We start from the raw sequence: 21,796 nt of genomic DNA on the forward strand, positions 1-21,796 counted from the left end.
ACTGTGGGTTCAATATTGGGGGTTTCCCCATACTATTTCAAATTCTCCAGATATTTCTGGAGGTTTCTGCGACCATGGGTCAGGCCAAGTTTCTGTCGGATGTTGTTGCGATGGAAATCAATTGTGCTGGTGCCGCGGGACAGGGTCTTTGCGATTTCTTTTGTGCTGCGCCCTTGTGCGACCAATTGAGCAATCTCTGATTCCGTTGGCGTCAACCTCTCCAAAGCCACAGCCAACTTTCCCGAAAATGCCGACGTGATGTTTTTGAGATTCGCTTCGAGGGTGTCGAGATATGAGCGCGCGCGCTCGTCATCTGCATTCAACTGCCGCAACCGCGAAACATGCGGCAAGACCAACCCTTTGATCTGCTGCGCGACACGCTCCTCGATTTCTGTTTTGGATCGTTCGACACCTTTCAAAAGCACGCGCAACGCAGTGTTGGCCTCCTCCAGGTCTTTTGTTCGTGCTTCAACAAGGTCTTCACGCAAGTCCAGTTCTTTCTGCAAACGCGCCTCTGCCCGTTTCCGCCGCTCGATTTCCTCAAGCATGGCCAAGTCGTCCTCGATAATCTGACAAAAGTGCCGCAACCCCTCGCGAAACTGCAACGCACGCTGATTTGTGAACCGGTCCAGCATGCAGATGGTGCCGAAATTCGAACCATCCGGCCATTTAAGCGGCAACCCGACATAAAAGCTCATCCCGAACTCCATGTCAGGATTGTCATGCCAATGCGGGTCTTGCGTGGCGTCTTCGACGCAGAGTTCACCGTCTCGTTGGAACACGCCAGAACAGTACAACTTGTCGTGAAGTTGGAAGGATTGCCCCTTAAGATAGGGGTTGATATTGCCTGCGCTTTTTACAAAAACACTGTGCTGTTGTTCGCGCGTGTGCATGATCAGCGTTGCTGGAACGTCTGCAATCTTAGAAATCTGATCAACCAAAAACTGCCACTTGGCGAGGGTTTCAGCGGAAACTGTCGGTTCGCTCCTTGTTACGTCTTGTTCCATTTATAACAGGCATCCTAAATCTCTGGCCGCAGTCGGTCATCATGAAACGCCAAAAGTTAGTGTTCCCTAACCCTTCAAAGGTAATGAGCAGTTTGCAAGTGGAAACTTGACGCCCGGTTGGCATCGCATCACGTGCTTCAAGGGGCGCATCCACTGCGAGCTGGATGGACCTCCCGCATGGGGAACGACCGCTACGGCCGCGAGATCATCGCTGAGAAGGTCGACTTGCCTGAAGCCGCCCGAAGTCGGCCGAGAGTGAAAATCCCGAGCTGGCCGACCGCGAGGAGGTGATCCCGTTCTGAGGATCGGGGTCTCCCCAAGGGCCCGGCGGAGTAACCCGCCGGGTTCGCTGTTTCTTGCGTCATGAAGACGATGGTTGCGACCTGTGGAAGCTAAGAAGCAGTGTAACCATCTGAAAGAAATAAAGAAATATTGAGATACTTCTGAGCGTTCGCACGGGTCGATATACTCAAGGGAAACGATTTGGAGGCACGTATATGCGAATCTTGATCTTGTCTCTTGTCGCAGTGGCACTGCTCGTGGTCCTGATCCTCTTGATTGGGTGGCTCTTGCCGGCAACGCGCGAAGGTCGCGCGGAAACAACCATTGCGGCGCCGCCTGATCTGGTGCTTGCGGTGATTGCAGATGTGGAGACACAACCAGAATGGCGCGATTTGGGCACTGTCACACGGACAGAGACGGGATGGTTCGAGATGACATCGCGCGGGGAGCGGATCGACTTTGTTGCCGACGACATGTCCGCGGATCGGATATCGTTGCGCTTCACGTCGGATGCTGGCTACTCCGGTGAGTGGCAGGCGCTTTTGGAACCGGTTTCAGGGGGCACACGCATCGCAGTGGTCGAACGTGTGACTGTTCCCTCTCCTTTGGGGCGGATTATGGCTCGTTTGTTGTTTGATCCGACGGAGTTCGCGACCACGTATTTGGCCAAGTTGAAAGCCCGAGTTGAGGAACAGTAGATGGCAAAGAAGCCGACAGATTGGCGCAAACGGTTTGGCGCTGCAAAGCCGCCGCATATTGTCATGCTCCACAGCGATTTTGCAGGGGTGAAGGCTGGGACGACGATGCTAATCTCGTCACCGGGTGATGTTGCCACGTATCTCGCAAAGATCCCCAAGGGCGAAACGCGGACGATTGCACGGCTTCGCAACGAGTTGGCCCGCAAAGCAGGGGCGCAGTCGATGTGCCCAGTGACAACAGCCATATATCTTCGCGTGGTCGCAGAGGTAAGCTTGCGCGACCTTGAAGAGGGTAAACGGATCGAAGAGGTTGTGCCATTCTGGCGGGTGGTGACGCCTGAAAGCAAGGTCGCACAGAAGCTGTCATGTGGGCCGGACCATGTGGCGCATTTGATTGCGCTGGATCTGGGCCAGCCGCAGTAATGAGCGGCGGCTCATTTAGTTGTGGAAGAACGGAGATCAGAAGCGAGCCGCATAGATTATGGCTGGCGTCATTCAGCGGGCAGTCCTGATTGGCAGAGGAGTGACGGGTTGAGGGTTGGGCGCGTGGCTCTCAAAGCCTGTCGCGGGAGATGGCCGTGGGGTTTTATGAACGTTTTGGAACCGGTTGCGCTGGCGCGGTTGGCTGAAAAGTGGATGTGAGCCGGGCGGAACGGACGGGTGGTGCGTTGGCGCGGCATTGCGATGGAGGGGCTAGGCGTGAGAGGGAGGCGTTTCAGGTTTGGCTCGACATGAGGTAGGCCAACAGGCCCATGGCATCCCGGAGTTGGCTTTGCTTGATTTGCCCCCCCAGACAGACCCGTATCGCTTCGGAGGGTACTCCGGACACGGTAAACGCGTCTGAGGGCATGAGGCCGACCCCGGTGCCGGCCATGCGTCCGATGATGTCGGCGCGCGTGACGCCTTGGGGCAGGTGCAGCCACACGTTGAAGGCGTTTGGTGCCGCTTCGAATTGGTAGCCTGCGAGGACCTCGGCTGCGATGGCTTGGCGTTTCTGGCTCTCGTCGCGGATGAAACGTCTGATGCCATCTGCGGTGCCGTCCAAAATCCACCGGGTCACAAGGGCCATCATCAAGGGGGAGGGCATGACAGAGATGATCTTGATCTGATGGGCCAGTTCGCGGGCGGCATGGCTGGACGGTGCGACCGTATAGGCCAGCCGCAGACCGGCCCCGATGCATTTGGCGAGCCCGCCGATATGCCAGACGAGATCCGGCGCAAAGCTTGCCAGCGGTGCGGGGGGCTGGGGCGGAATGAAGCCATAGGCGTCGTCTTCGATCAGCTGCAAACGATGGGCGAGGAGCACATCCGCGATAGACTGACGCCGCGCGAGAGAGATGGTGCGCGTCGTCGGATTGTTGAGCGTCGGATTGAGATAGAGCGCTTTGGGCCGATGGTTCCGAATGGCCGTATCGAGCGCATCAGGATCAATGCCTTCGGCATCGCCGGGCAGACCGATAAGGCGCAATCCGAGCCGCGCGCAGATGGTGCGGATGCCGGGATAGGTAATGTCTTCGCAGAGCACGCAATCTCCGGGTTTGGCCAAACTCATCAGAATCGCGACGATCGTGGGATGAGCGCCGGGCGTGACGGCGATCCGGTCGAGTGACGGCACCAGTCCGCGCAGCGACAACCAGTTTGACGCGGCTTCTTTGTCGATCTGGCCGCCGGTTGAGGATTGGTATCGCAACAAGTCGATTAGATTGGCAGTGACGGTCTGCATGCCTGCTTGCATTCGCGCCAGCAGCACCGGGTCTTCGGTTTCTGGCGGCAAATTCATGGTCAGATCCATATCGGCGGCGCGGCGCTGTTCCCGCTGCGGATCGACGAGCGTCTTGCCGATGACGAAGGTGCCGCGACCGACATGGCTATAGACCAGCCTGCGATGCCGCGCCTCTGCATAGCCGCGCGAGACCGTCGTGAAATCTATGCCGAGGCGCTTGGCCAGCATGCGTTGCGGGGGCAAGCGTGCCCCGTCGTGCAGCGTGCCATTGGCAATGGCTGTGCCGATTGCGTCGGCCAGTTGGATATAGCGCGGCAGGCCTCCGGGGCGGAGAATCGGTGTCCAGTCTGTCATGGAAAAACCTTAGCGCCGTGCGCGCATGCATTGAAGTGGATTGTATGTATTGAGCCGTACAATCGTGGAAATGCGTTAGTCAGGCGGCCGTTTTCTATGCTGAACTGCTCAAAAATAGCAGAAATTCTGCGATGAGGAAAAAAATTGTATGCATAATTGAATTGATAATTGAATGTATGATCGCGGCGCTTCCATGGTTGCTCAACATCAATTGGCCCGCAGTGGCCTGACATCCAAGGGAGCGAACACATGCCAGCAGTCACGCAAGAGAAGCACAAGGACGGCGACTTTTTCGTCGACTATGAAGAAAAGGTATTTGAGGACGTCAAAGCCGAACCGGGCCAGAAGGCGCTGGTTACGTTTCACACCGTTGCCTTTGAAGGGTCTATCGGGTTGGTGAATATGCTCAATGCGATCCGTCTGGCGCGCAAGGGGTTCGAGACATCAATTCTGCTTTATGGTCCGGGTGTCACGCTGGGTCTTCAGCGCGGCTTTCCGACGCTGGGCGACGCGGCCTTTCCGGGCCACCAGAACTTTGCGGACAACCTCAAGAAGTTCATGGCCGAGGGCAGCAAGGTCTATGCCTGCCGCTTTGCGTTGCAGGCGCTTTATGGCCATGGCGAGCCATCGCTGCTGCCCGGCATCATTCCGATAGCACCTCAGGACGTTCTCGACCTGAAGCTTTTGCATGTGCGCGACAATGCGGTCATCGTCGACACCTGGACCGTGTAAGCCAACAGCGCCGAGGCAATGATTGCCTCGGCCCTTTTGTTTTGGAGGGATCACATGTCCCGCAGCGTGAAGGCGGCTGCAGTCCAGATCGCCCCCGATCTGACCAGCCGTGAGAAAACAATGGCCCGCGTGCTTGACGCGATTGACGAGGCTGCGGGAAACGGGGCCGATCTGATCGTGTTCCCCGAGACCTTTGTCCCGTTTTACCCATATTTTTCCTTTGTTCTGCCGCCGTGCCAACAGGGCAAGCCGCACCTGCATTTGTATGAGCAGGCTGTAACCGTCCCGTCTGACGACACGCGACGTGTCGCGGAGCGCTGTGCGCATCACGGCGTGGTTGTCGTGCTTGGCGTGAACGAGCGGGACCACGGATCGCTTTATAATGCGCAGCTCATTTTTGATGCGAATGGCACGCTGCTTCTCAAGCGGCGCAAGATCACGCCCACCTATCACGAACGTATGGTGTGGGGGCAGGGTGATGGCGCGGGCCTGAAGGTTGTGGAGACCCGTGTGGGACGCGTGGGCGCATTGGCCTGTTGGGAGCATTACAATCCGCTGGCCCGCTATGCCCTGATGACCCAGCACGAGGAAATACACGTTGCGCAATTCCCCGGATCGCTGGTTGGGCCCGTCTTTGGCGAGCAGATCGAAGTCAGCATGCGCCACCATGCGCTGGAATCGGGCTGCTTTGTTGTGAACGCAACCGGCTGGCTGACCGATGAACAGATTGACAGCGTGACACCCGATCCTGCCCTGCAAAAGGCGCTGCGCGATGGTTGCATGACCTGCATCATCACGCCGGAGGGTCGCCATGTCGTGCCCCCGCTGACCGAAGGCGAAGGCATCCTATACGGTGATCTTGACCTCGGGCTTGTGACCAAGCGCAAGCGGATGATGGATTCGGTGGGGCATTACGCCCGGCCCGAACTGCTGTCCTTAAATCACAACACCGACCTGACGCCGGCCCGCCACACGACAGGCACAGGCGCGCAATTTCAGCCGATCCCCTTGGAGGACTGACATGCAAACCGGAGATATCATCAACGACCTGCAAACGCGCGGCATGCGCCTTGTCGATCCCAAGGCTGGGGCGGACAGCCGCCGGGGCGGTGCCGGGCCGACGGACCATAAGGCCGTAACGATCAGCGGCATGACCGTGATGATCCCGGTTCATACGGCAAGCGCCTTTGACTCGCCCTATCTGGTCGAAGCGCCGGATGCGAACGGCCGGTCCCGCGTGATGAAGGACGGTGCCTTTTTTGCGGATGTGGAATTCCCGAAGCGGGCCAAGTTTCTGGATCTGTCCACGGCCGATGGCGTGCCCTACGGACATATTGCGCAGTTGCACGCCAAGGATGTTCTGGCCACCACCGTCCTGCAAACCTGTATTCGCTATGAAAGCCGCAAGAAGACCTGCAAGTTCTGCGCGATTGGCCAAAGCCTCGCCGCCGGGCGCACGATTGCGCATAAGACCCCTGCCCAATTGGCCGAGGTTGCCCGCGCCGCCGTGCAACTGGACGGGGTCAAACACATGGTCATGACGACCGGCACGCCTGCGGGCAAGGATCGTGGGGCCAAGGTGCTGGTAGAGAGCGCCGAGGCGATCCGCGCCGCTGTTGATCTGCCGCTACAGGCGCAGTGCGAACCGCCAGAGGATGACGCGTGGCACCGAAGGATGAAAGAGGCCGGGATTGACAGCCTTGGCATGCATCTTGAGGTCGTCACCCCGGAGTTGCGTCAGCAGATCATGCCCGGCAAGACGCAGGTGTCGCTTGAAAAGTATTTCGACAGTTTCGGCGCAGCGGTCGAGGTTTTCGGCTGGGGGCAGGTGTCGACCTATATCCTTGCAGGGTTGGGGGATACCGAAGAGGCCATCCTGTCGATGTGTGAACGCCTGACCGCCATTGGGGTATATCCGTTTGTTGTGCCCTTTGTGCCTGTCTCTGGCACACCGCTGGAAAGCCACCCGGCGCCCAGCTCGGCCTTTATGCACAGAATTCTGGGGCCATTGTCGCAGATGATCGTCGATCGGGGCATGCGGGCTGAGGATATAAAGGCCGGTTGTGGGCGCTGCGGGGCCTGTTCGGCGCTGTCGGCCTTTGAAAAGTTCAAGCGGCCCGCCTTGCAGGAGGCCTCGTCATGATCATCGAGCGCCCCGCAGCCTTTGTGACCCCCGAGTTCTTGATCAGGCAGGCGACAGCGCCTTGGGAAATCGGGGCGGCGGCGTCGTTGCGGCACCGGACATTCGTCACGGAACAGGGCATTTTCGCAGATCACGACCGCGATGAGATCGACCGCCACGCCCTGCCTCTGGTTGCCGTGTCGACAATGGCCTCGGAAGCGGATGAGGTTGTGGGCACGGTTCGCATTCACGAGGCCGACAAAGACGTCTGGTGGGGCTCGCGGTTGGCTGTGGCCCCCGAATACCGCCGTGTCGGGCGTCTTGGCGCAGAGCTGATCAGGTTGGCTGTTGGCACGGCGCATGGTCGCGGGTGCAAGCTTTTCTTGGCCTTTGTGCAGATGCAAAACGTTCCGCTGTTCGAGAAACTCAACTGGACATCGCTGGGTCAGCGGGACCTGCACGGGCATCCGCATATGAAGATGCGGGCCGATCTGAGCAAATATCCCGCCATTGAGGACCCGGCTCGCGGGTGGATGGCCCTGACCCGAAAGACCACGGGATGACAGACATCGCCGCTCTTGCCGCAAGTCTTGCCACGAACCCGAATGTAACGGGCAAGCGTGACATCGACGTGGCCTGTGCGGCCCTTGGTTTGACCCAAGACAGCTTTGGTCGCCCCGGCGACGATGCTGCAGCCATCGCGGATGGTGACGGCTGGCAGTTGATGGCGACAGAAGGGTTCATGAACGATTTCGTCGCAAGCGCCCCTTGGTTTGCAGGATGGTGCGCGGTGATGGTCAACATGTCCGACATCCTCGCGATGGGCGGTCGGCCTATTGCGGTGACCAACGCGCTTTGGGCCCCCGATGCAGCAACAGCGGCTGAAATCTTGCGCGGGATGAAGGAGGCGTCGGCGGCTTATGGCATTCCGATTGTCGGCGGCCACACCAACCTGCGCACCGAGCAGCCACAGCTTGCCGCTGCAATCTGGGGCCGGGCGCGCGCGTTGATCACCAGTTTTGACGCAGGCCCCGGCGACGTGGTGATTGCATGCGCCGACCGGCGCGGTGGATATGCGGGGAAGACTAGCAACTTCCCCGCCTTTCTCGACGCGCCGCACGACCGTTTGCGCGGCGATATGGAAATTCTGCCGCTCCTGGCCGAGTCTGGTCTTGTCACGGCTGGAAAGGACATCAGTCAGGGTGGGATCGCGGGCACGGCGTTGATGCTGGCGGAATGCTCGGGCGTCGGGATCAGCATCGACCCTGCCAAGATCACGCCGCCCGATGGTGATCTGACCCGCTGGATGACCGCCTTTCCCAGCTTTGGCTTTCTGCTGACGGCCACGCCTGCAAATGTTGACGCGGTTCTGTCACGCTTTCACGCGCGGGGCATTGGGGCCGAGGTTATCGGCGCGGTTACCGCAGGTTCAGTCCTGAGCCTGTCGGACGGCGTTGACGAGCACCCCATCTGGGACCACGCCGCGCAGCCCTATCTTGGCCTGCCGCCCGCAAAGGAAATTGCCTATGCCTGAAGCCATTTTCCGCATCCGCTGGCCTGATGGGGTAGAGGAAGATTGCTATTCCCCGTCCACTGTCATCCACGACCATCTGACGGCGCGCGAAAGCTACAAGGTGGCCGAATTTCACGAGCGGAGCCGAGTGGCGCTTGAGCTTGCTGCGCAGCGGGTCGAAGCCAAGTTCGGGTTTCGCTGTTCATCCGCTGACGCGCAGGCCGCCAAAATCGCCGCTGCCGTGTCCCGCTTTGATCCTCAGGAGATTGTCACATGCCTGTCCATACGCTGATACCGCACGCCCGCACCCATGTCGCTGTCTTGATCGTCGGGGCTGGCCAAGCGGGCATGTCGGCATCCTACTACCTGTGCCAGGCTGGGATCGATCACGTCGTTCTGGAGCGGTACAAACGCTTTCACGCATGGAAAGAGGACCGGTGGGACAGCTTTTGCCTTGTGACGCCCAACTGGCAATGCAAACTGCCTGATTTTCCGTATCAAGGCGACGATCCCGAGGGCTTTATGCTCAAGGATGAGATCGTTGAATATGTTGAAGGGTTCTGCAACAGCTTTGAGGCCCCGCTACGCGAAGGGGTGACGGTCGAGCGCGTGGAAAAAATTGACGACATCTTTGAAGTGGACACCGATCAGGGGCTGTGGACGGCGGATCATGTCATCATCGCATCCGGTGGGTATGATCTGCCCATAACGCCGCCCTTTGCGGACAGGCTCGATCCCTCGATCCGTCAAATTCACTCAAAATTCTATCGACGCCCCTCGGACATTCCTGATGGCACCTGTCTTGTTGTAGGGACAGGGCAATCAGGTGTCCAGATGATGGAGGATATGATCATCGCGGGCCGCGACGTGCGCCTTGCGGTGGGGCCGGCGCCCCGCAGCCCGCGCTGGTATCGCGGCAAGGATGCGACGGACTGGTTGCATCAGATGGGCTATTACGACATCACCATCGACCAGCAACCCGACCCGAAGGGCACCGAGGCGAAAACCAACCACTATATGTCCGGTCGCGATGGCGGTCACGAGATCGACCTGCGCCGCTTTGCGCTGGATGGGCTGCAGATGTACGGGTCGGTCGCGGATATGGACGGGGCGACCATTCGCTTTCTCCCCGATCTTGCAGATAATCTTGATGCCGCCGACAAAAGCTATGTCGGGATCCGAACCATGATCGACGACTTTATCGCGCGTGAGGGTATTGAGGCACCGGTAGAGCCGCCTTTTGAAAAGGTGTGGCGCCCCAAGGCCGAGATCACGCAGATCGACGCTGTGGCGGAGGGCATCACCTCGGTTCTTTGGTGCATCGGGTTCCGCCCGAATTATGATTGGTTGAAGGTCGATTGCCTCGACTCGCGCGGCCGGCCCGTGCATCAGCGCGGCGTCTGCACTGAGAAAGGCGTTTATTTTCTGGGTCTTGGCTGGTTGCACACGTGGGGGTCCGGTCGGTTCCTCGGCGTGGCAGAGGACGCCGCCCATGTTGTGCAGTCAATCGTGCGACACTATCCCATGTCCCAACGACGCCGTCAGGTCGGAGGGTGAATACGCAATTGGGCCTGTCTTAATTTCGGACAGGCACCGCGCAGAGGGCTTCGCGCCAGAGACCTGCGAAAGGGCTGCGGCGCACCTTTGGGGGCGGGTCAGCGCCAAAAATCGCACCCATGCGGCGATGATCGCCCGGGATATGGGGCTGTCGTGTGGGGGGCGTGCAAGGTTTGTGAGGGGGGTTTGTAAGGTTTGGGGGGTGCAGAGAAATACACTCTAGATTTAATATTAGGGACTTGTGCTAATCTATTTGCGCAGACAAGAAAAATCGTCGACATGTTAGAAGTTCCATTAGAGGTTGAGCGATTATGGCAAATGCACGTGAAATTCTCCGCAAAGTAAATCTTGGCGCTTCCGTTGCTGAATTTGATAATGAGCTTGAAAAGTATTTCATAGAAACGGAGACATTTCGCTCTGTCATTTCTGACACTGGCGACATCATTTCGGGTGATAAGGGAACAGGTAAAACGGCGATATACAGAATTCTAAAACGTAACTATCGGGCCTACCCGCAGTTGGAAGACATTGAAATAGTCGACGCTTTTAACCCGCATGGCGATCCGGTTTTCCAAAGATTACTTTCAGGCCCAGAACTCACCGAAGATCAATATCGAACCTTTTGGAAGGCTTACATATTTTCTTTACTTGGAAATTGGATCATCGATATTTACTCTAAGGATTATAATCCCGAAATTAGTCATCTTTATGATACACTCACGCACCTTGATTTGGCTGCAACGGACGTTTCTCCGGAGACGATTTTCGGAAGGCTGTACGGCATTATTCAAAGAATGATGACGCCGAAGGCTTTTGAAACTCAATTTACTTTAACAGAATCTGGCATGCCTGTAGTCACCCCAAGGGTTGAATTTGGCTCTGAGAAGGAAAAAGGCTCAATAATATACAATGGTGAATATCTTAAAGTACTGAATGATGCCGTTGCGTCAGTAGACCTTGGGATTTGGGTTCTGTTCGATCGCCTAGATGAGGCTTTCGCTGGGAGCCCAAAAATTGAGGTTCCAGCGCTTCGTGCTCTACTAAGATGTTATCTTGATCTAACCAGCTTTCAAAGTATACGGCTCAAGCTATTTCTGCGAAAGGATTTGTTTCGAAGACTTATCAAAGGTGGTTTCGTTAACCTTACACATATTAATTCAAGAAGGATCGAAATTGTCTGGGACGACGAGGATCTTTGGAGCATGATCACCCGTCGGCTACTTCAAGATGACGAATTAATTGATTTTATTGGCCAAGGCGCAGATGAGGGGAGGGTTCTGTCAGTACTGTTCCCTAACCAGATTGATGTAGGGGATCGCAAGCCATCAACGGAACGCTGGATTATGAGCCGAATCCGTGATGGAAACAACAATAGGCCTCCTAGAAACCTTATTGATTTACTTAATAAGGCTAAAGACTCTCAACTCAGAAGAGAGCATCGGGAATCTAGGCAAATTGAGCCGGGCCGAGGGCCGATAATTGAAGCTGAGTCGGTAAAAAGAGCATTCACTCAATTGTCTGAACAAAGGGTGCAAGATACACTTCTAGCAGAAGCAGATGAGCTAATTCCGATCATCGAGAACTTTCGGGATGGCAAGTCAGAGCACAATCCTGCCACCCTCAAAGACACTATTGGTAATTTGGAAAATTACGCGACTATCGTACAATCATTGGTAGACGTTGGCTTTCTCGAGGAGTTCGGTGCTAATCACAAGATTCCCATGCTGTACCGTGACGGGCTGCGAATTAAGCAGGGCAAGGCGTTTTCACAGCAAGACGACATCAACGAAGAAGAATAACGACTTAATATCGAACACCGAAGTCGCGCGATAATGGGGCTTTAGTGCTTCAAAAGCTTCTGAGCATCAATCAATAGTCAGAAACTACATTTGCGCGCAACCCCAAGCCGCACAGCACCTGTCCGCCGGGGGGGCGCTGCTGCGGTGTTGGCTGGCAGTTTATGTCTGCCAAATACCCCCGCGTTTTCAAGGAACTGAGGCGTTGCAAAAGCGCCCGCCCGTCACGCCAGAGGCGTGCCGAGGTGAAGCGGCGCACCTTTGGTGCGACGGGGCGGACGGGCGCTGCGCGGCGGTGCCTGCGGCACCTTGATTCCGCGCTTTGGTGATTGGGGGGGAGAGAGGCCCCGGGTCGAGCCCGGGGCGGGGAGTGATGATCCGAATGGAACCCGAGATGATCAGTGAGATTGATGCTTATCGACGAACGTTAGATGATGTCCCGACCCGCCCGGAGGCGATGCGGCGGATATTGGCGGATTTTCTGGAAGCATGGAGAGAGGACATCGATTGAACGCTGGCGGTTTTCGCATGCCATGCGAGATGATGAGGTCGGCGGAAACAGCGTTCAGGATTGAGCTGCGGTCGCGTGAACTACAGTGCCGATACTCTATTTCTTACCAAGGTGTCTGAAAACTGAGTTGGCTGACTTCGTCGAACTGGCCTTCCTGATCGTAGGCATTGCGCAAAACGGCGCTGCACGGCATATTCCACGAAATCCACATTTGGCTGGGTCTCCATGATCGATAATCCAGAACCTCCAGTGTCCCACGCCATCCTCGCGGATGCGCTTGAACTTTTCCGTGAAATCGTGGCGGTCAACGAAGTCGGCGGGCGGAACTTCGTCTCTTTTCGGCAGGGCGTGCTTGATGGGGAAGAGGGCTACAAGGCCCGGAATCACGCGATCGCGAGGCGGCGCATGGGCAGCGAAAGTTGGACGTCAAGCGACGTTGGAAGCGGGAAGATCCTTACCGCGATGGTGCAGGCCATTACCGTTCCAGGCAACAATTTGCTGACGATAGATGATCGCAATGGTCCCGACACACGCGCACAATTTCCCCTCGAGAAAGCTCTCGGCGAACGTCGCACCGCGGAGATGGAAGGCTTCTTTCTCGCCCTCTATGCCGAGGCCAATACAGCTGCCGATGCGAACCTCTTTTCTGTAGCCGTCGACCTTTTCGGCCGCAACTATCCCTTGATCGGGTATTTCTTCTTTCTCAAAAATATTGACAGGTTCACGCCGTTGCGTCCCAGAGGGCTGCAAGCCGGATTAACTGAACTTGGGATCGACTACCCACTGGTCCAGAAATGCAGCTGGGAGAATTATGCGGGATTCCTGCGGATCGTTCACGGACTTCGCCCTATGCTGGAGGAGGCCTTAGATGATCCCAGGCTACGATTGATCGATGCACATTCTTTCCTCTGGGTGCTTGGAAGTTGGTCGAGAGGTAACCGGGCCGAAGGAACATCAAAGAATGGACCAATTTCCAGCTATGGTCCCGCAGAGATGGCAGCCTACGAAATTGCGGGCAACATTCTCTCCACCGTATCGGGCGCCAACGGCCAGATTGTGGAGCGACGCGTTAAGCCAAAGTCGACTTCGATGGGCCGCCAAGAGCTCGAAGCTCATGTGGCCGAACTCATTCACGCGCAGAAAGGGCTCTGTGCTTTAACAGGCCTGCCTCTCGACCTGCCACCTGCCATCGCGGATTCCGATATGAAGGCGTCGCCGGACCGGATCGACAGCGACCTCGGTTACGAAAAGGGGAATATTCAGGTCGTGTGCTGGTTCGCCAACCGGTGGAAGGGAGACGACAGCGACGCCAATTTCCGCAGACTGCTCTCTCGGTTCGGTGCTGGACCCGCACATTGACATGACCGTTCGTCTAACCTGTCCGCGTGTCTTATTTTCGGGCCAGTTCAGCGAACCGTGCCAATACGGCTTTCGCAATCACCATGTTGGGTCCTAGAAAGTATGGCTTGGTTAGGGCTCGGGCGCGAGTTACCGCTCTTGCCGTGGTTTGTTCGAGTCATAATGATGTAATCTGAAGATCGAGCAGCTTCCTGAGAACAAGCGTGTCCACTCGGAAAAGAAAATGGGCCGCCCGCCGACCGGCTCAGAACCGGTGATGATCCGGATTTAGCCCGCGATGATCGCAGCCATTGATGAGTATCGCCGGACGCAAGAAGACTTGCCTACGCGTCCGGAAGTAATCCGCAGGGTCATGGCAGAGTTTCTGGAGCGCGACACGTCCTACAAACCGTGAAGAATGGAGCGATCAGGCCGTCTTTGGTGGTCAGATCCGAAACAGGCCATGCGTGAGGCAGATGGCGACCGCGTGGGTTTTGTTCTTTACCCCAAGGCGTCCGCAGGCGTTGCGGATATAGGTTTTGACGGTCGACTCTGAAAGATCAAGCAGCCGCGCGGTTTCCCATGCTGATTTTCCACGGCCTGCCCATACCAGCACTTCCTTCTCGCGAGGAGAGAGGGAAGGCAAAGGCAACCGAGCTTGATATGCAGTCTCGGTAGCCTCGAAAGGCGTCAAGTCTAGCGCTGCGTCTGTCTTGATTGATTGGCTGAAACGCACATCCGAAGCAGTGCGCCAGCCAAGTTTTGACGCATGGCCGCTTACAAGTTCGGCATGCGCGCCGTTTAGAGGATGATCACCGTTCGCGCGGGTGGGCCGCGGACAGAACTGAAAATTGATAAACATATACTCGCCTCCACACACTCTAGAGGCGGCCCGGTCAAAGCCGGATGTTGGAATCCTCGTGCGTAGCCCGAGGCACCATTGCCTTTGGCTTTCGCTTGGACATACGCAATGGTCACCCGGCCGCTAAACGACCGAGCTACGCATCAAAGGGGATTCCACGCCCCACGGACAGAATTTGCCATCCGCGACGACAACTTGGCATGCCGGACGAGTTGGCGCAATGGCTACCACCTTTTTAGGGTATTTCTGTCTCGCGAAAGTTGTGCGACGTTTCTCTAACGTTGCCGCGAACCTGTTAACCATTGGATTCAGTTATGAAAAACAAGCCATCACTTTCAATTTTCGCAAGCTTTGTAGTGCTGTTCGCGGCACTACCCGCGCAGGCGCGCCCGGCGAAATGTCTCCTGCAGGTCGAGGGTAAGACCTACATCGATGGCCCATGCGATTTCGCCCCGTTGGGGAGCGGCGATGGCAGTTTTCAGATCACCGGCGAAAGCGGCAAGCATTTTGCTTATGTCTATGTCGAAGGCGGTGGAAAGGCATCGGCACATTGGAACGGTATTCTCGGGGAAAACCGTGCCCATGATCCTTTGGGAAAGCTTACCCGGGATGGCGCCTGTTGGACCAACGCCAACGCCAAGCTCTGCGCTTGGTAATTGTTTTTCAGAACCATTCGCTCAAGAGGGCCCTAGAAATGAGATTGAAATTTTCCGCTGCCTGTATCGTTGCCCTTGCATGTGCCTCAGGCGCTATGGCCGAAACAAACGTGCCCGTATTTGGAAAATGGGACTGCGAAATCATGCATTTTAGCCTCGATGGATCGACGTATGTCGTGAGCGGCCAAAAGATTAACGTCAAGAGTGTCGAGAAAATTGCTGACGATGCCTGGGGCGCAGAGATGACAGACGGATACAGATTTGCCATGTTTGACGTTACGGCTGACTCCCTGATCTGGCACTCACCCGCGAGTGGCGATACCTTCGAATGCAAACGGCTGAACGATTGACGGCAGGCCCATGGTCGGGCGCTTGTCTGGCTGAGGTCTGATCCGCCTGACTCCTCGCCGAAGCGGCCAAAATCACCACCAACACATGCACCCGAAAGGGTGCTGCGGCCCGCACCTATGTGCGCGGCGAATAATAATTCACAGGAGTAGCAGATGGTTAAACAGGCGGGATACGATCTTGGATATACGGTCACCAATGAGGGCGAAAAGCGGCACATCAAGTTCAAGGGCGATGGTCTGTCGTGGGCTGCCTATTTTGTCTTGCCTGTTTCGACGTTGATCATTTTATTGGTGCTGTTGTCCGTTCTTCCGGCATTCTTGTGGTTCATCCCGATTTGCCTGTTCGGCGTGCTTGCTTTCGTGGTCTACAAAGTTTTTCAAACGCAAGGCTTCACCTTCACGCCAGCATCGATCATCAAAGATGGCGTCGATTATGATCTGGCGCGCGTATCCGAAGTCCTGATCGACAATCCCATGGATAAGTCCGTGTCCTACGTCGGACAGCCGGGTTTCATCATCGGTGGCACCGGCGTTGCAGGGGCGTCGGTGGCAGCCATCGGAACCCTCGCGAATGCCACCACGTCAGCCCTCGCCGGGGCGTCAGTCGCCCTCGCGGCATCGTCGGCCAAACGGCGGTATCGGGTCAGGATTCGCTATGGAGCCAAGGTGGTCACCCTCGCCCGGAACCTGAAATACGACCGCGCGGTCTCCATTTTCCGCCTCGTCACAGGCCAATGATTATCGTTCCCTCATCGCGGTGCTTAACGTAGCACGTGCCAAGCCACGCCCCATCCGCATCCCATTCGGCAACCAATTTTTTAAGGACCTCGTGCATGACCCCAAGATTTTCGGCAACGAATCTGAAATTCAACCTGCGTCGCCTACCGATGGTCGTAGCGGCCATTCTTGCGGCGTCCCCGGCCTTTTCGTTCGACCTGACACTGGCAGTCGATCCGGCCACGATCACCATTGACCATCCATATCGGATTCTCGATCTGGCCCCGGGTGCAAGCTATGAAGAGATCGCCGCTACTGCCACTGCGAGGGGTATTCCGCTTTACCCGCAAGAAGGTGTGATGACAGTGACGAGTGGTGGCACAAAACTCGGGCTGAATGTCAAATACGGGTTTCAGACCCACGGCTATGACAACCCGTATACCTACCAAGACAAGGTGAAGTATGAATTCATGCAGGGGTCATTATCGACCGCCGCTACGGGTAATGTCGCGGTGTCCGTCTCACGCAGCCTCGGCATCCCTTTGCCTGAAGCGCCAAGCCTTGAGGCCCTGCGCAAGCAAGTGATCGACGAGTTCGGTGAGCCGACCTTGATCGACAAGGACCTCGGCTTTGATCGCGCCATTTGGATCCACGGTGTTGATGGCACAAAAATCGCCGCAGGCGAGATCACCGCAATGCCGGAAAACTGCGGTGGTCCGGCCCAGTTTCAGATCATTGACCCCTCGACGGTCGTAACCGGCTGTTCGGTGATCTATGAGGTAGCCTTTAAGCAGCAGATGTCCCACACACTTATCCGGTTTACCCTTGTGGATTATGCCCTGCGCGACACTGACCGGATCGAGGCAGCCAAGCAGATCAACGCCGCGATTGCCGGGACAGGTGCTGACGCCCCATCGAAACTGGATCTTTAAGGCGCCTGAACGCTCTATAGTTGCGATCCATTTTCGGGATCGCAACATTCCGGCTTGTTCAGTTAAGATATGTTGAACCGCGCCCGCCAGGCCGTGTTCGCTAACAGAAAAGAAATTTCCAATGGCGGCTTCGAGCCATCACCGACATTCAGGCATCCAGCAGGATGGAATGGCCTTTTGCCGTCGCAACAACGCGATCGGCCCACAACTGCCCTTCATGGATAGCTCAGCGCATGACCGCTCCGCAGCCCGGGGCAGACCCAGATGCAGGTTGCAGCATAGATGGGTCCATCGACCAGGAGGGCGGGAAGCGGACGGTCGCGGTGCGACGGACTAATGGCAGTGAGCGCGAGAAATAACGAAACGGCAGCAAGCTCAATCTTCTTTTTTCGTGGTTTTTTCCCGGGCGTTGTCGAACATATCTGCTGTCGAAGGGACGCCAAGTATCATCGCCTTTACCCGATGATCGGTCTTCCCAAGCAGCCGACTTACCATGGCATGGTAGTCCGCTACCTGTTTAGCAACGTAGTCGTCGAGGTGCTCAAAGGGTTGACGTTGATTGCAGAAGGCGAAGGATTTTTGCCAGCCATATATGCGCTTACCTAAAGAATCTAAAGTGGCGCTTTGTGAATGCTTGGGATTGAGGAGGGTGCCCTTCGCAAGCGCTGCCTTAATCGCAGCCTTCGAAGATGAAAGCGCCTCTTGGACACCATCCCTCATGTTTTCGATGGACTTCTTGCTGGGGACACATCTCTTCGGCTGAAGCGTGCAGCCAAGGAAATTGATGGACTTGCTGCACTCCCCTTGGGCAGCTTTCTCCGCGCCGTCTGCGGGCGTATAGAGGCCGAAACCAAAGTTGGTAAGCGTTTTTTCCGCATAGGCCTTGGCAACGTCGATGGAAGCCAAGTCTGCACTTACCATGAGAATATCGTCGATGTATCTCACAGCCGTCACGCCCATAGTGTTTAGCTTCTGATCCATTTCGTAAAGCAGCACGTTTCCCGCGAATGCTGAAAGCGAAGACCCTTGGGCCACGCCAACTCCGCCCTTAGGGAACAGGTGCGTATAGCCAACAAGCTCGTCCTCATTCCTCAGATGAACTTCGAGAGCCGTGGCGAACAGTCCAACGAATGCTTCGTCACCAGTTTCTCTTCTAACGAAGTCGACCACCTTGTCTGTCGGAATCTTGGTGAAGAAGGCCTGAATGTCGGACTGGAAGTAAAATTTCGCGCCATCGTCCATCGCGGTAATGATTTTCTCGATGGCGGGGCGAACGCCGCCATGCGGATAGATCAACCCTCCAACGCCATATTCGCTTCGGTTGACGTCGTTGATGCGTCCCAGCCTGTCGTCGCGAACAGCCTCATACCGAGTGTCCGGGTCGCGTAGGTTGCGCGCCTGCCGTGGCTGTAGAACCTGCAGGATTGCCCGCTGCACGACCCTGTTCTGTATTGTCGATATTGCGATGGGACGTGGGTCTTTACCAGCTGCGAGACGCTTGCGCTTGTCCTTCAAGACGCCCTCGACAGGATCAAAGGAGAGCTTGCCCGTGCGTAGTTGACCGATAATACGCTTAAGGTGGCGCTGGTGAGCATGCTCGAACTCGGAGGCCTTGCCACGAATATCGGCGTTGCCGGAGGTTAAAGCGCTGCGCTTCACGTGCCGCCAAGCCGAAAAGATATTTTGTTCGCTTCTAACTTCGTCAAATAGTGTCTTCGCCATATTCTTCGCTCGGGTCCTCCGCACATACAATCCCGACCGTTGACGGACACCCATCCTCTGCGCACGGCATTGCCGCGACGACAGACACCTCAGCGGCAACCGCCACCTTGGCGAGGTCTCCGTGGCGCACGATCCGCATGGACAGGTCCAGCTTCACGTCGGACGCCATGGCGACCATGGACGCTGCGGCGAGCACGATCAAAATACCGCGCAAGCCGGTAAGCCAGCTCTGGCGAGCCGGTTTTTCGGGGCAAGTTTACACATTTCGTCACCTTCCACGTTAGCAGGTTTTTCGCAGTGTCAAGCGCGTTTCGCCCCGGCCACGCCCGCCGCTTTGAATGCTTATCTGCTGCTTGGAGGCCGTCAGAAGACGGAGCATTCACAGCTTCAAAGCCAACGGTCAGGCTCAGCCCATCCTCTGCGCACGGCATTGCCGCGACGACAGACACCTCAGCGGCAACCGCCACCTTGGCGAGGTCTCCGTGGCGCACGATCCGCATGGACAGGTCCAGCTTCACGTCGGACGCCATGGCGACCATGGACATAACACACATTGTGGTGATGCAACGCCGGTCATTCAATAGCGTCTATATGCTTTCTGGCAAATAATGACGAACTGGTTCGACATATAAGAGCTTGAACCCGCCTTTTGCGGCGCCTAGCAGATATGATCGGTATAGACCGAGCGTGTCTTGAAGGGCGACTAAGGTTCCCGGCTTCGCAAAGGCCGCTATTTGCGCATTGCTGCCGTTAGTGGTTAGCGCAGTGGACGGCAGGTCACCGCTCTACAAGTCGGTGCTATTGCAACGACTCCAACGACGAAGGGTTTGCGGGCGGATGATGTGAACGGCAGAATTCCCGCATTGCTGACCTTCGTCACTGATGGCACATTGCGCATTCCCCCAGAATTCCCGATGCTTAACTCCAGTGCAAATGCGATTACGCACCCGGTCAGAAACCGGGCCCATCGTCCTGATCCGACTCGATTTCGATTTCTTCGTCTGGATCCGCAAGTTGTGGCATCATGATCTGGGCCTGGTAGGCAGCTTCGAAAAGCCTGACTTCTGCCCCGTCGATTGCTATGTTCACTATCGCAGGGCCTACTTTCGCCGCGCTTTGATCCGCGAACACAATGGCAACTCCGCGGTGACCGCGCATTGCCTTAATCCGCCAGCCTGCCGCACAATTTGCCGCGGCGATATCGACGCGAGCCAAGAGTGAGGCGAAGGTCAGTTGAGTGGCAGTAGCAACATCGTCAGCATCCGGGCGAGCTTCCTCTCCATCCGTGCCTAATGTTCCTCGATCTGCCTGAATCCCGAGACGATCATTTCGGTCAGCTTTGTCCCCAACTAAGTCAGCCGCTCTTTGGACTGTTTCTCCGATGTTTCGATCGCCTTCGTCAGTCGCTCTTGCGTGGCGCTCATGGTCGCCAGTTCCGTTTGAAAGTTGCTCAGCGTTTTGATCAAGTCGTTCAGCAGTTGCTCCAGCCGTTCCCCCAAGGTTTCCTTCTGGTCCGCTGGGCGGGACAATAGGTCCAGCAGCGGGTGCAGGGATGTCACATTCTGATCGGTCTGCAAAAGCTGGTTCAGGATGATTTCCGTCACTTCGGGGAGTTCCACAGGCACGGATGATGCGGATTGTTTCGGCAAGGGTTTTCTCCATGGATGGGGTGTTGAAAAGGGCGGCAAGGTTGCCAAGATCGAGGTCATGGCGGAGGGCACGCAGCGCTTGACTGAAACGCATGCGGGCTGAGACGAAACGCGGCGCCCATGCATCGCCGAGTTCGCCAGAAAAGAATTCCGATCTTTGGTTCTGCCAGAGGATCGACGTGGTCCCATGGCCGGTGTCTGCAACCATGCCCTGAAAGCCGCCTGGACGCTTCGCGAGATGGAGGTTCAGTTCTTCGAGATTTCCAGGTTGGTGGTTCAGAAAGACGTGCTGGAGGTCGGCATGCAGCTGTTTCTTGTCCTCGTTTGTCAGGTTGCGGGAGGGCGTGATCGGCAAAAGGCGCGGACCGGCATTGGGGTCAAAATAGGCAGGCTGCGGCAAACCCGTCATCCGGCACAACTCTCGATGGATGTCTTCACTCTTTTCGCGATTTCCCGTGACCACGATGTTGCGGCCTGAGAATTCCTGCAGGGCCGTCACGCAATGGATGTGATCGCAAGTGCTATCACTGTGTCGGGCGGCAAACCAAGGCATTGCGTTTGGGTCCATGCCCAATGCGCGAAGCGCGGCTTTGACGAGGCGAAGCCATACCTTCCGGGTTGCGCGATATCCTGCCGGCAATGAGAGGGTCATGTGAAGAAATGGCTTGGGGGCCGGAATTGAGGAGGACAGATCGCTCAGCCGCTTCTTCAGATCGCGATTTCCAAGATTGGGGATCGTGCCGCCGAGGGGCTCAGAGCCGGGCCTCATGATGTAGTTGAACACCACATCCAAATCACCGTGCCATTCAAGATAGGGGCGCATATATCACCTCCTCAATGCAGCCGATATGGCGTCGCAGGTTTTGATGATTTTCCGGACTGCCTTCTTCGCCTCGTCGCCCTCCAGTCGGGCATGTTCGGGGCTGTCCTCGTCGTCCATCAGAACTGAATTGCAGATCTGGCCGAGTTCGCCGATGTGCTGCGCGATCTCGCTCAGATGAACAGGGGCACCCCACAAGGCGCTGTCGATCATGTAGTCCGTGCGTGTCCTGTAGCGGGCTGCGATACGGGCGGCGTCGATCCGTGCCAGCGTGTCGACAGGGACTTTGATCTTCAGCGTTTGTGTTTCGATTTTGCTTTTCGTCGCCATGGTGGTCTTCCTCACCTCGAGTTCTGGATCGCCCACGTGATTGAACTGGGCAGCCGAAAACAGAGAATGTCAGGCTTGTAATAGTCACGCGGTTTTCTTAGTTCAGCACTTAAGGGAATTCTGCG

General features: G+C 56.6%; 22 protein-coding genes. 15 read left to right on the forward strand and 7 right to left on the reverse strand.

Annotation, left to right across the window (positions count from 1 at the left end; all coding sequences use genetic code 11):
- Window positions 1-32 precede the first annotated feature (32 nt).
- A complete protein-coding gene (locus GC127_RS18355; RefSeq protein ID WP_081508492.1) occupies window positions 33-1,007 on the reverse strand; it encodes a helix-turn-helix transcriptional regulator in 975 nt (324 codons plus the stop codon).
- Window positions 1,008-1,504: 497 nt separating this feature from the next.
- On the opposite strand from GC127_RS18355, the gene GC127_RS18365 reads away from it, so the two are divergent.
- Window positions 1,505-1,987 carry a hypothetical protein gene (locus GC127_RS18365; RefSeq protein WP_151979233.1) on the forward strand — a complete coding sequence of 161 codons (483 nt, stop codon included), beginning with the start codon at window positions 1,505-1,507 and terminating at the stop codon, window positions 1,985-1,987.
- Complete coding sequence (locus GC127_RS18370; RefSeq protein ID WP_081508494.1) at window positions 1,988-2,410, forward strand: hypothetical protein; 423 nt, start codon at window positions 1,988-1,990, stop codon at window positions 2,408-2,410. It begins immediately after the preceding gene.
- Between the two features lie 292 nt (window positions 2,411-2,702).
- Here the strand turns inward: GC127_RS18370 and GC127_RS18375 are convergent, their stop codons facing one another.
- Window positions 2,703-4,064, reverse strand: coding sequence for a PLP-dependent aminotransferase family protein (locus tag GC127_RS18375; protein ID WP_151979234.1), 1,362 nt, complete (start codon window positions 4,062-4,064; stop codon window positions 2,703-2,705).
- A gap of 249 nt (window positions 4,065-4,313) precedes the next feature.
- Here GC127_RS18375 and GC127_RS18380 point away from each other — a divergent pair, with 249 nt between their 5' ends.
- The 9 genes from GC127_RS18380 to GC127_RS18420 all read left to right on the forward strand — a co-directional run bounded on the left by GC127_RS18380 (window position 4,314) and on the right by GC127_RS18420 (window position 13,654).
- Complete coding sequence (locus GC127_RS18380) at window positions 4,314-4,796, forward strand: MSMEG_0572/Sll0783 family nitrogen starvation response protein (protein ID WP_081508496.1); 483 nt, start codon at window positions 4,314-4,316, stop codon at window positions 4,794-4,796.
- 54 nt (window positions 4,797-4,850) lie between these two features.
- The gene (locus GC127_RS18385; protein WP_151979235.1) at window positions 4,851-5,816 is read left to right on the forward strand and encodes a Nit6803 family nitrilase; all 966 of its coding nucleotides are present in this window, start codon (window positions 4,851-4,853) and stop codon (window positions 5,814-5,816) included.
- A 1-nt stretch (window position 5,817) separates the two neighbouring features.
- A complete protein-coding gene (locus tag GC127_RS18390) occupies window positions 5,818-6,939 on the forward strand; it encodes an MSMEG_0568 family radical SAM protein (RefSeq protein WP_151979236.1) in 1,122 nt (373 codons plus the stop codon).
- Complete coding sequence (locus GC127_RS18395; RefSeq protein ID WP_081506051.1) at window positions 6,936-7,481, forward strand: MSMEG_0567/Sll0786 family nitrogen starvation N-acetyltransferase; 546 nt, start codon at window positions 6,936-6,938, stop codon at window positions 7,479-7,481. Before GC127_RS18390 ends, GC127_RS18395 begins: the two co-directional genes overlap by 4 nt.
- Complete coding sequence (locus GC127_RS18400; protein ID WP_151979237.1) at window positions 7,478-8,452, forward strand: sll0787 family AIR synthase-like protein; 975 nt, start codon at window positions 7,478-7,480, stop codon at window positions 8,450-8,452. Before GC127_RS18395 ends, GC127_RS18400 begins: the two co-directional genes overlap by 4 nt.
- The gene (locus tag GC127_RS18405) at window positions 8,445-8,723 is read left to right on the forward strand and encodes an MSMEG_0570 family nitrogen starvation response protein (RefSeq protein WP_081506053.1); all 279 of its coding nucleotides are present in this window, start codon (window positions 8,445-8,447) and stop codon (window positions 8,721-8,723) included. Before GC127_RS18400 ends, GC127_RS18405 begins: the two co-directional genes overlap by 8 nt.
- A complete protein-coding gene (locus GC127_RS18410; RefSeq protein WP_151979238.1) occupies window positions 8,705-9,988 on the forward strand; it encodes an MSMEG_0569 family flavin-dependent oxidoreductase in 1,284 nt (427 codons plus the stop codon). The genes GC127_RS18405 and GC127_RS18410 overlap by 19 nt, the downstream gene beginning before the upstream one ends.
- Window positions 9,989-10,299: 311 nt before the next feature.
- Window positions 10,300-11,787, forward strand: coding sequence for a hypothetical protein (locus GC127_RS18415; RefSeq protein ID WP_151979239.1), 1,488 nt, complete (start codon window positions 10,300-10,302; stop codon window positions 11,785-11,787).
- Between the two features lie 733 nt (window positions 11,788-12,520).
- The gene (locus GC127_RS18420; RefSeq protein ID WP_151979315.1) at window positions 12,521-13,654 is read left to right on the forward strand and encodes a hypothetical protein; all 1,134 of its coding nucleotides are present in this window, start codon (window positions 12,521-12,523) and stop codon (window positions 13,652-13,654) included.
- Window positions 13,655-14,078: 424 nt separating this feature from the next.
- Here GC127_RS18420 and GC127_RS18425 read toward each other — a convergent pair whose 3' ends face one another.
- On the reverse strand, window positions 14,079-14,495 hold the full coding sequence (locus GC127_RS18425; RefSeq protein WP_151979316.1) for a response regulator transcription factor: 417 nt from the start codon (window positions 14,493-14,495) through the stop codon (window positions 14,079-14,081).
- A gap of 314 nt (window positions 14,496-14,809) precedes the next feature.
- Here GC127_RS18425 and GC127_RS18430 point away from each other — a divergent pair, with 314 nt between their 5' ends.
- The 4 genes from GC127_RS18430 (at window position 14,810) to GC127_RS18445 (ending at window position 17,150) form a co-directional block, all read left to right on the forward strand.
- Window positions 14,810-15,151 carry a hypothetical protein gene (locus GC127_RS18430; protein WP_151979317.1) on the forward strand — a complete coding sequence of 114 codons (342 nt, stop codon included), beginning with the start codon at window positions 14,810-14,812 and terminating at the stop codon, window positions 15,149-15,151.
- A 38-nt stretch (window positions 15,152-15,189) separates the two neighbouring features.
- Entirely contained in the window at window positions 15,190-15,501 is a 312-nt protein-coding gene (locus GC127_RS18435; protein ID WP_151979318.1) for a hypothetical protein, read from the forward strand.
- Between the two features lie 153 nt (window positions 15,502-15,654).
- Entirely contained in the window at window positions 15,655-16,239 is a 585-nt protein-coding gene (locus tag GC127_RS18440) for a hypothetical protein (protein WP_151979319.1), read from the forward strand.
- Window positions 16,240-16,334: 95 nt separating this feature from the next.
- Window positions 16,335-17,150 carry a hypothetical protein gene (locus tag GC127_RS18445; RefSeq protein WP_151979320.1) on the forward strand — a complete coding sequence of 272 codons (816 nt, stop codon included), beginning with the start codon at window positions 16,335-16,337 and terminating at the stop codon, window positions 17,148-17,150.
- 375 nt (window positions 17,151-17,525) lie between these two features.
- Here GC127_RS18445 and GC127_RS18450 read toward each other — a convergent pair whose 3' ends face one another.
- The 4 genes from GC127_RS18450 to GC127_RS18470 form a co-directional block, all read right to left on the reverse strand.
- On the reverse strand, window positions 17,526-18,872 hold the full coding sequence (locus tag GC127_RS18450; RefSeq protein ID WP_151979321.1) for a reverse transcriptase domain-containing protein: 1,347 nt from the start codon (window positions 18,870-18,872) through the stop codon (window positions 17,526-17,528).
- Window positions 18,853-19,086 (reverse strand): hypothetical protein, encoded by a 234-nt coding sequence (locus tag GC127_RS18455; RefSeq protein ID WP_199861283.1) that lies wholly within the window; start codon window positions 19,084-19,086, stop codon window positions 18,853-18,855. Before GC127_RS18455 ends, GC127_RS18450 begins: the two co-directional genes overlap by 20 nt.
- Window positions 19,087-19,823: 737 nt before the next feature.
- Window positions 19,824-21,344 (reverse strand): hypothetical protein, encoded by a 1,521-nt coding sequence (locus tag GC127_RS18465; RefSeq protein WP_151979324.1) that lies wholly within the window; start codon window positions 21,342-21,344, stop codon window positions 19,824-19,826.
- Between the two features lie 3 nt (window positions 21,345-21,347).
- Entirely contained in the window at window positions 21,348-21,671 is a 324-nt protein-coding gene (locus GC127_RS18470; RefSeq protein ID WP_151979325.1) for a hypothetical protein, read from the reverse strand.
- Window positions 21,672-21,796: the final 125 nt, after the last annotated feature.

The sequence above is a fragment of the Roseovarius sp. EC-HK134 genome (assembly GCF_902498815.1).
In the GTDB taxonomy this organism is placed as follows: domain Bacteria; phylum Pseudomonadota; class Alphaproteobacteria; order Rhodobacterales; family Rhodobacteraceae; genus Roseovarius; species Roseovarius mucosus_A.

Coding starts and splice junctions, on each gene's coding strand:
- GC127_RS18355 (WP_081508492.1), bottom strand. CDS start 1,007: ATGGAACAAGACGTAACAAGGAGCGAACCGACAGTTTCCGCTGAAACC.
- GC127_RS18365 (WP_151979233.1), top strand. CDS start 1,505: ATGCGAATCTTGATCTTGTCTCTTGTCGCAGTGGCACTGCTCGTGGTC.
- GC127_RS18370 (WP_081508494.1), top strand. CDS start 1,988: ATGGCAAAGAAGCCGACAGATTGGCGCAAACGGTTTGGCGCTGCAAAG.
- GC127_RS18375 (WP_151979234.1), bottom strand. CDS start 4,064: ATGACAGACTGGACACCGATTCTCCGCCCCGGAGGCCTGCCGCGCTAT.
- GC127_RS18380 (WP_081508496.1), top strand. CDS start 4,314: ATGCCAGCAGTCACGCAAGAGAAGCACAAGGACGGCGACTTTTTCGTC.
- GC127_RS18385 (WP_151979235.1), top strand. CDS start 4,851: ATGTCCCGCAGCGTGAAGGCGGCTGCAGTCCAGATCGCCCCCGATCTG.
- GC127_RS18390 (WP_151979236.1), top strand. CDS start 5,818: ATGCAAACCGGAGATATCATCAACGACCTGCAAACGCGCGGCATGCGC.
- GC127_RS18395 (WP_081506051.1), top strand. CDS start 6,936: ATGATCATCGAGCGCCCCGCAGCCTTTGTGACCCCCGAGTTCTTGATC.
- GC127_RS18400 (WP_151979237.1), top strand. CDS start 7,478: ATGACAGACATCGCCGCTCTTGCCGCAAGTCTTGCCACGAACCCGAAT.
- GC127_RS18405 (WP_081506053.1), top strand. CDS start 8,445: ATGCCTGAAGCCATTTTCCGCATCCGCTGGCCTGATGGGGTAGAGGAA.
- GC127_RS18410 (WP_151979238.1), top strand. CDS start 8,705: ATGCCTGTCCATACGCTGATACCGCACGCCCGCACCCATGTCGCTGTC.
- GC127_RS18415 (WP_151979239.1), top strand. CDS start 10,300: ATGGCAAATGCACGTGAAATTCTCCGCAAAGTAAATCTTGGCGCTTCC.
- GC127_RS18420 (WP_151979315.1), top strand. CDS start 12,521: ATGATCGATAATCCAGAACCTCCAGTGTCCCACGCCATCCTCGCGGAT.
- GC127_RS18425 (WP_151979316.1), bottom strand. CDS start 14,495: ATGTTTATCAATTTTCAGTTCTGTCCGCGGCCCACCCGCGCGAACGGT.
- GC127_RS18430 (WP_151979317.1), top strand. CDS start 14,810: ATGAAAAACAAGCCATCACTTTCAATTTTCGCAAGCTTTGTAGTGCTG.
- GC127_RS18435 (WP_151979318.1), top strand. CDS start 15,190: ATGAGATTGAAATTTTCCGCTGCCTGTATCGTTGCCCTTGCATGTGCC.
- GC127_RS18440 (WP_151979319.1), top strand. CDS start 15,655: ATGGTTAAACAGGCGGGATACGATCTTGGATATACGGTCACCAATGAG.
- GC127_RS18445 (WP_151979320.1), top strand. CDS start 16,335: ATGACCCCAAGATTTTCGGCAACGAATCTGAAATTCAACCTGCGTCGC.
- GC127_RS18450 (WP_151979321.1), bottom strand. CDS start 18,872: ATGGCGAAGACACTATTTGACGAAGTTAGAAGCGAACAAAATATCTTT.
- GC127_RS18465 (WP_151979324.1), bottom strand. CDS start 21,344: ATGCGCCCCTATCTTGAATGGCACGGTGATTTGGATGTGGTGTTCAAC.
- GC127_RS18470 (WP_151979325.1), bottom strand. CDS start 21,671: ATGGCGACGAAAAGCAAAATCGAAACACAAACGCTGAAGATCAAAGTC.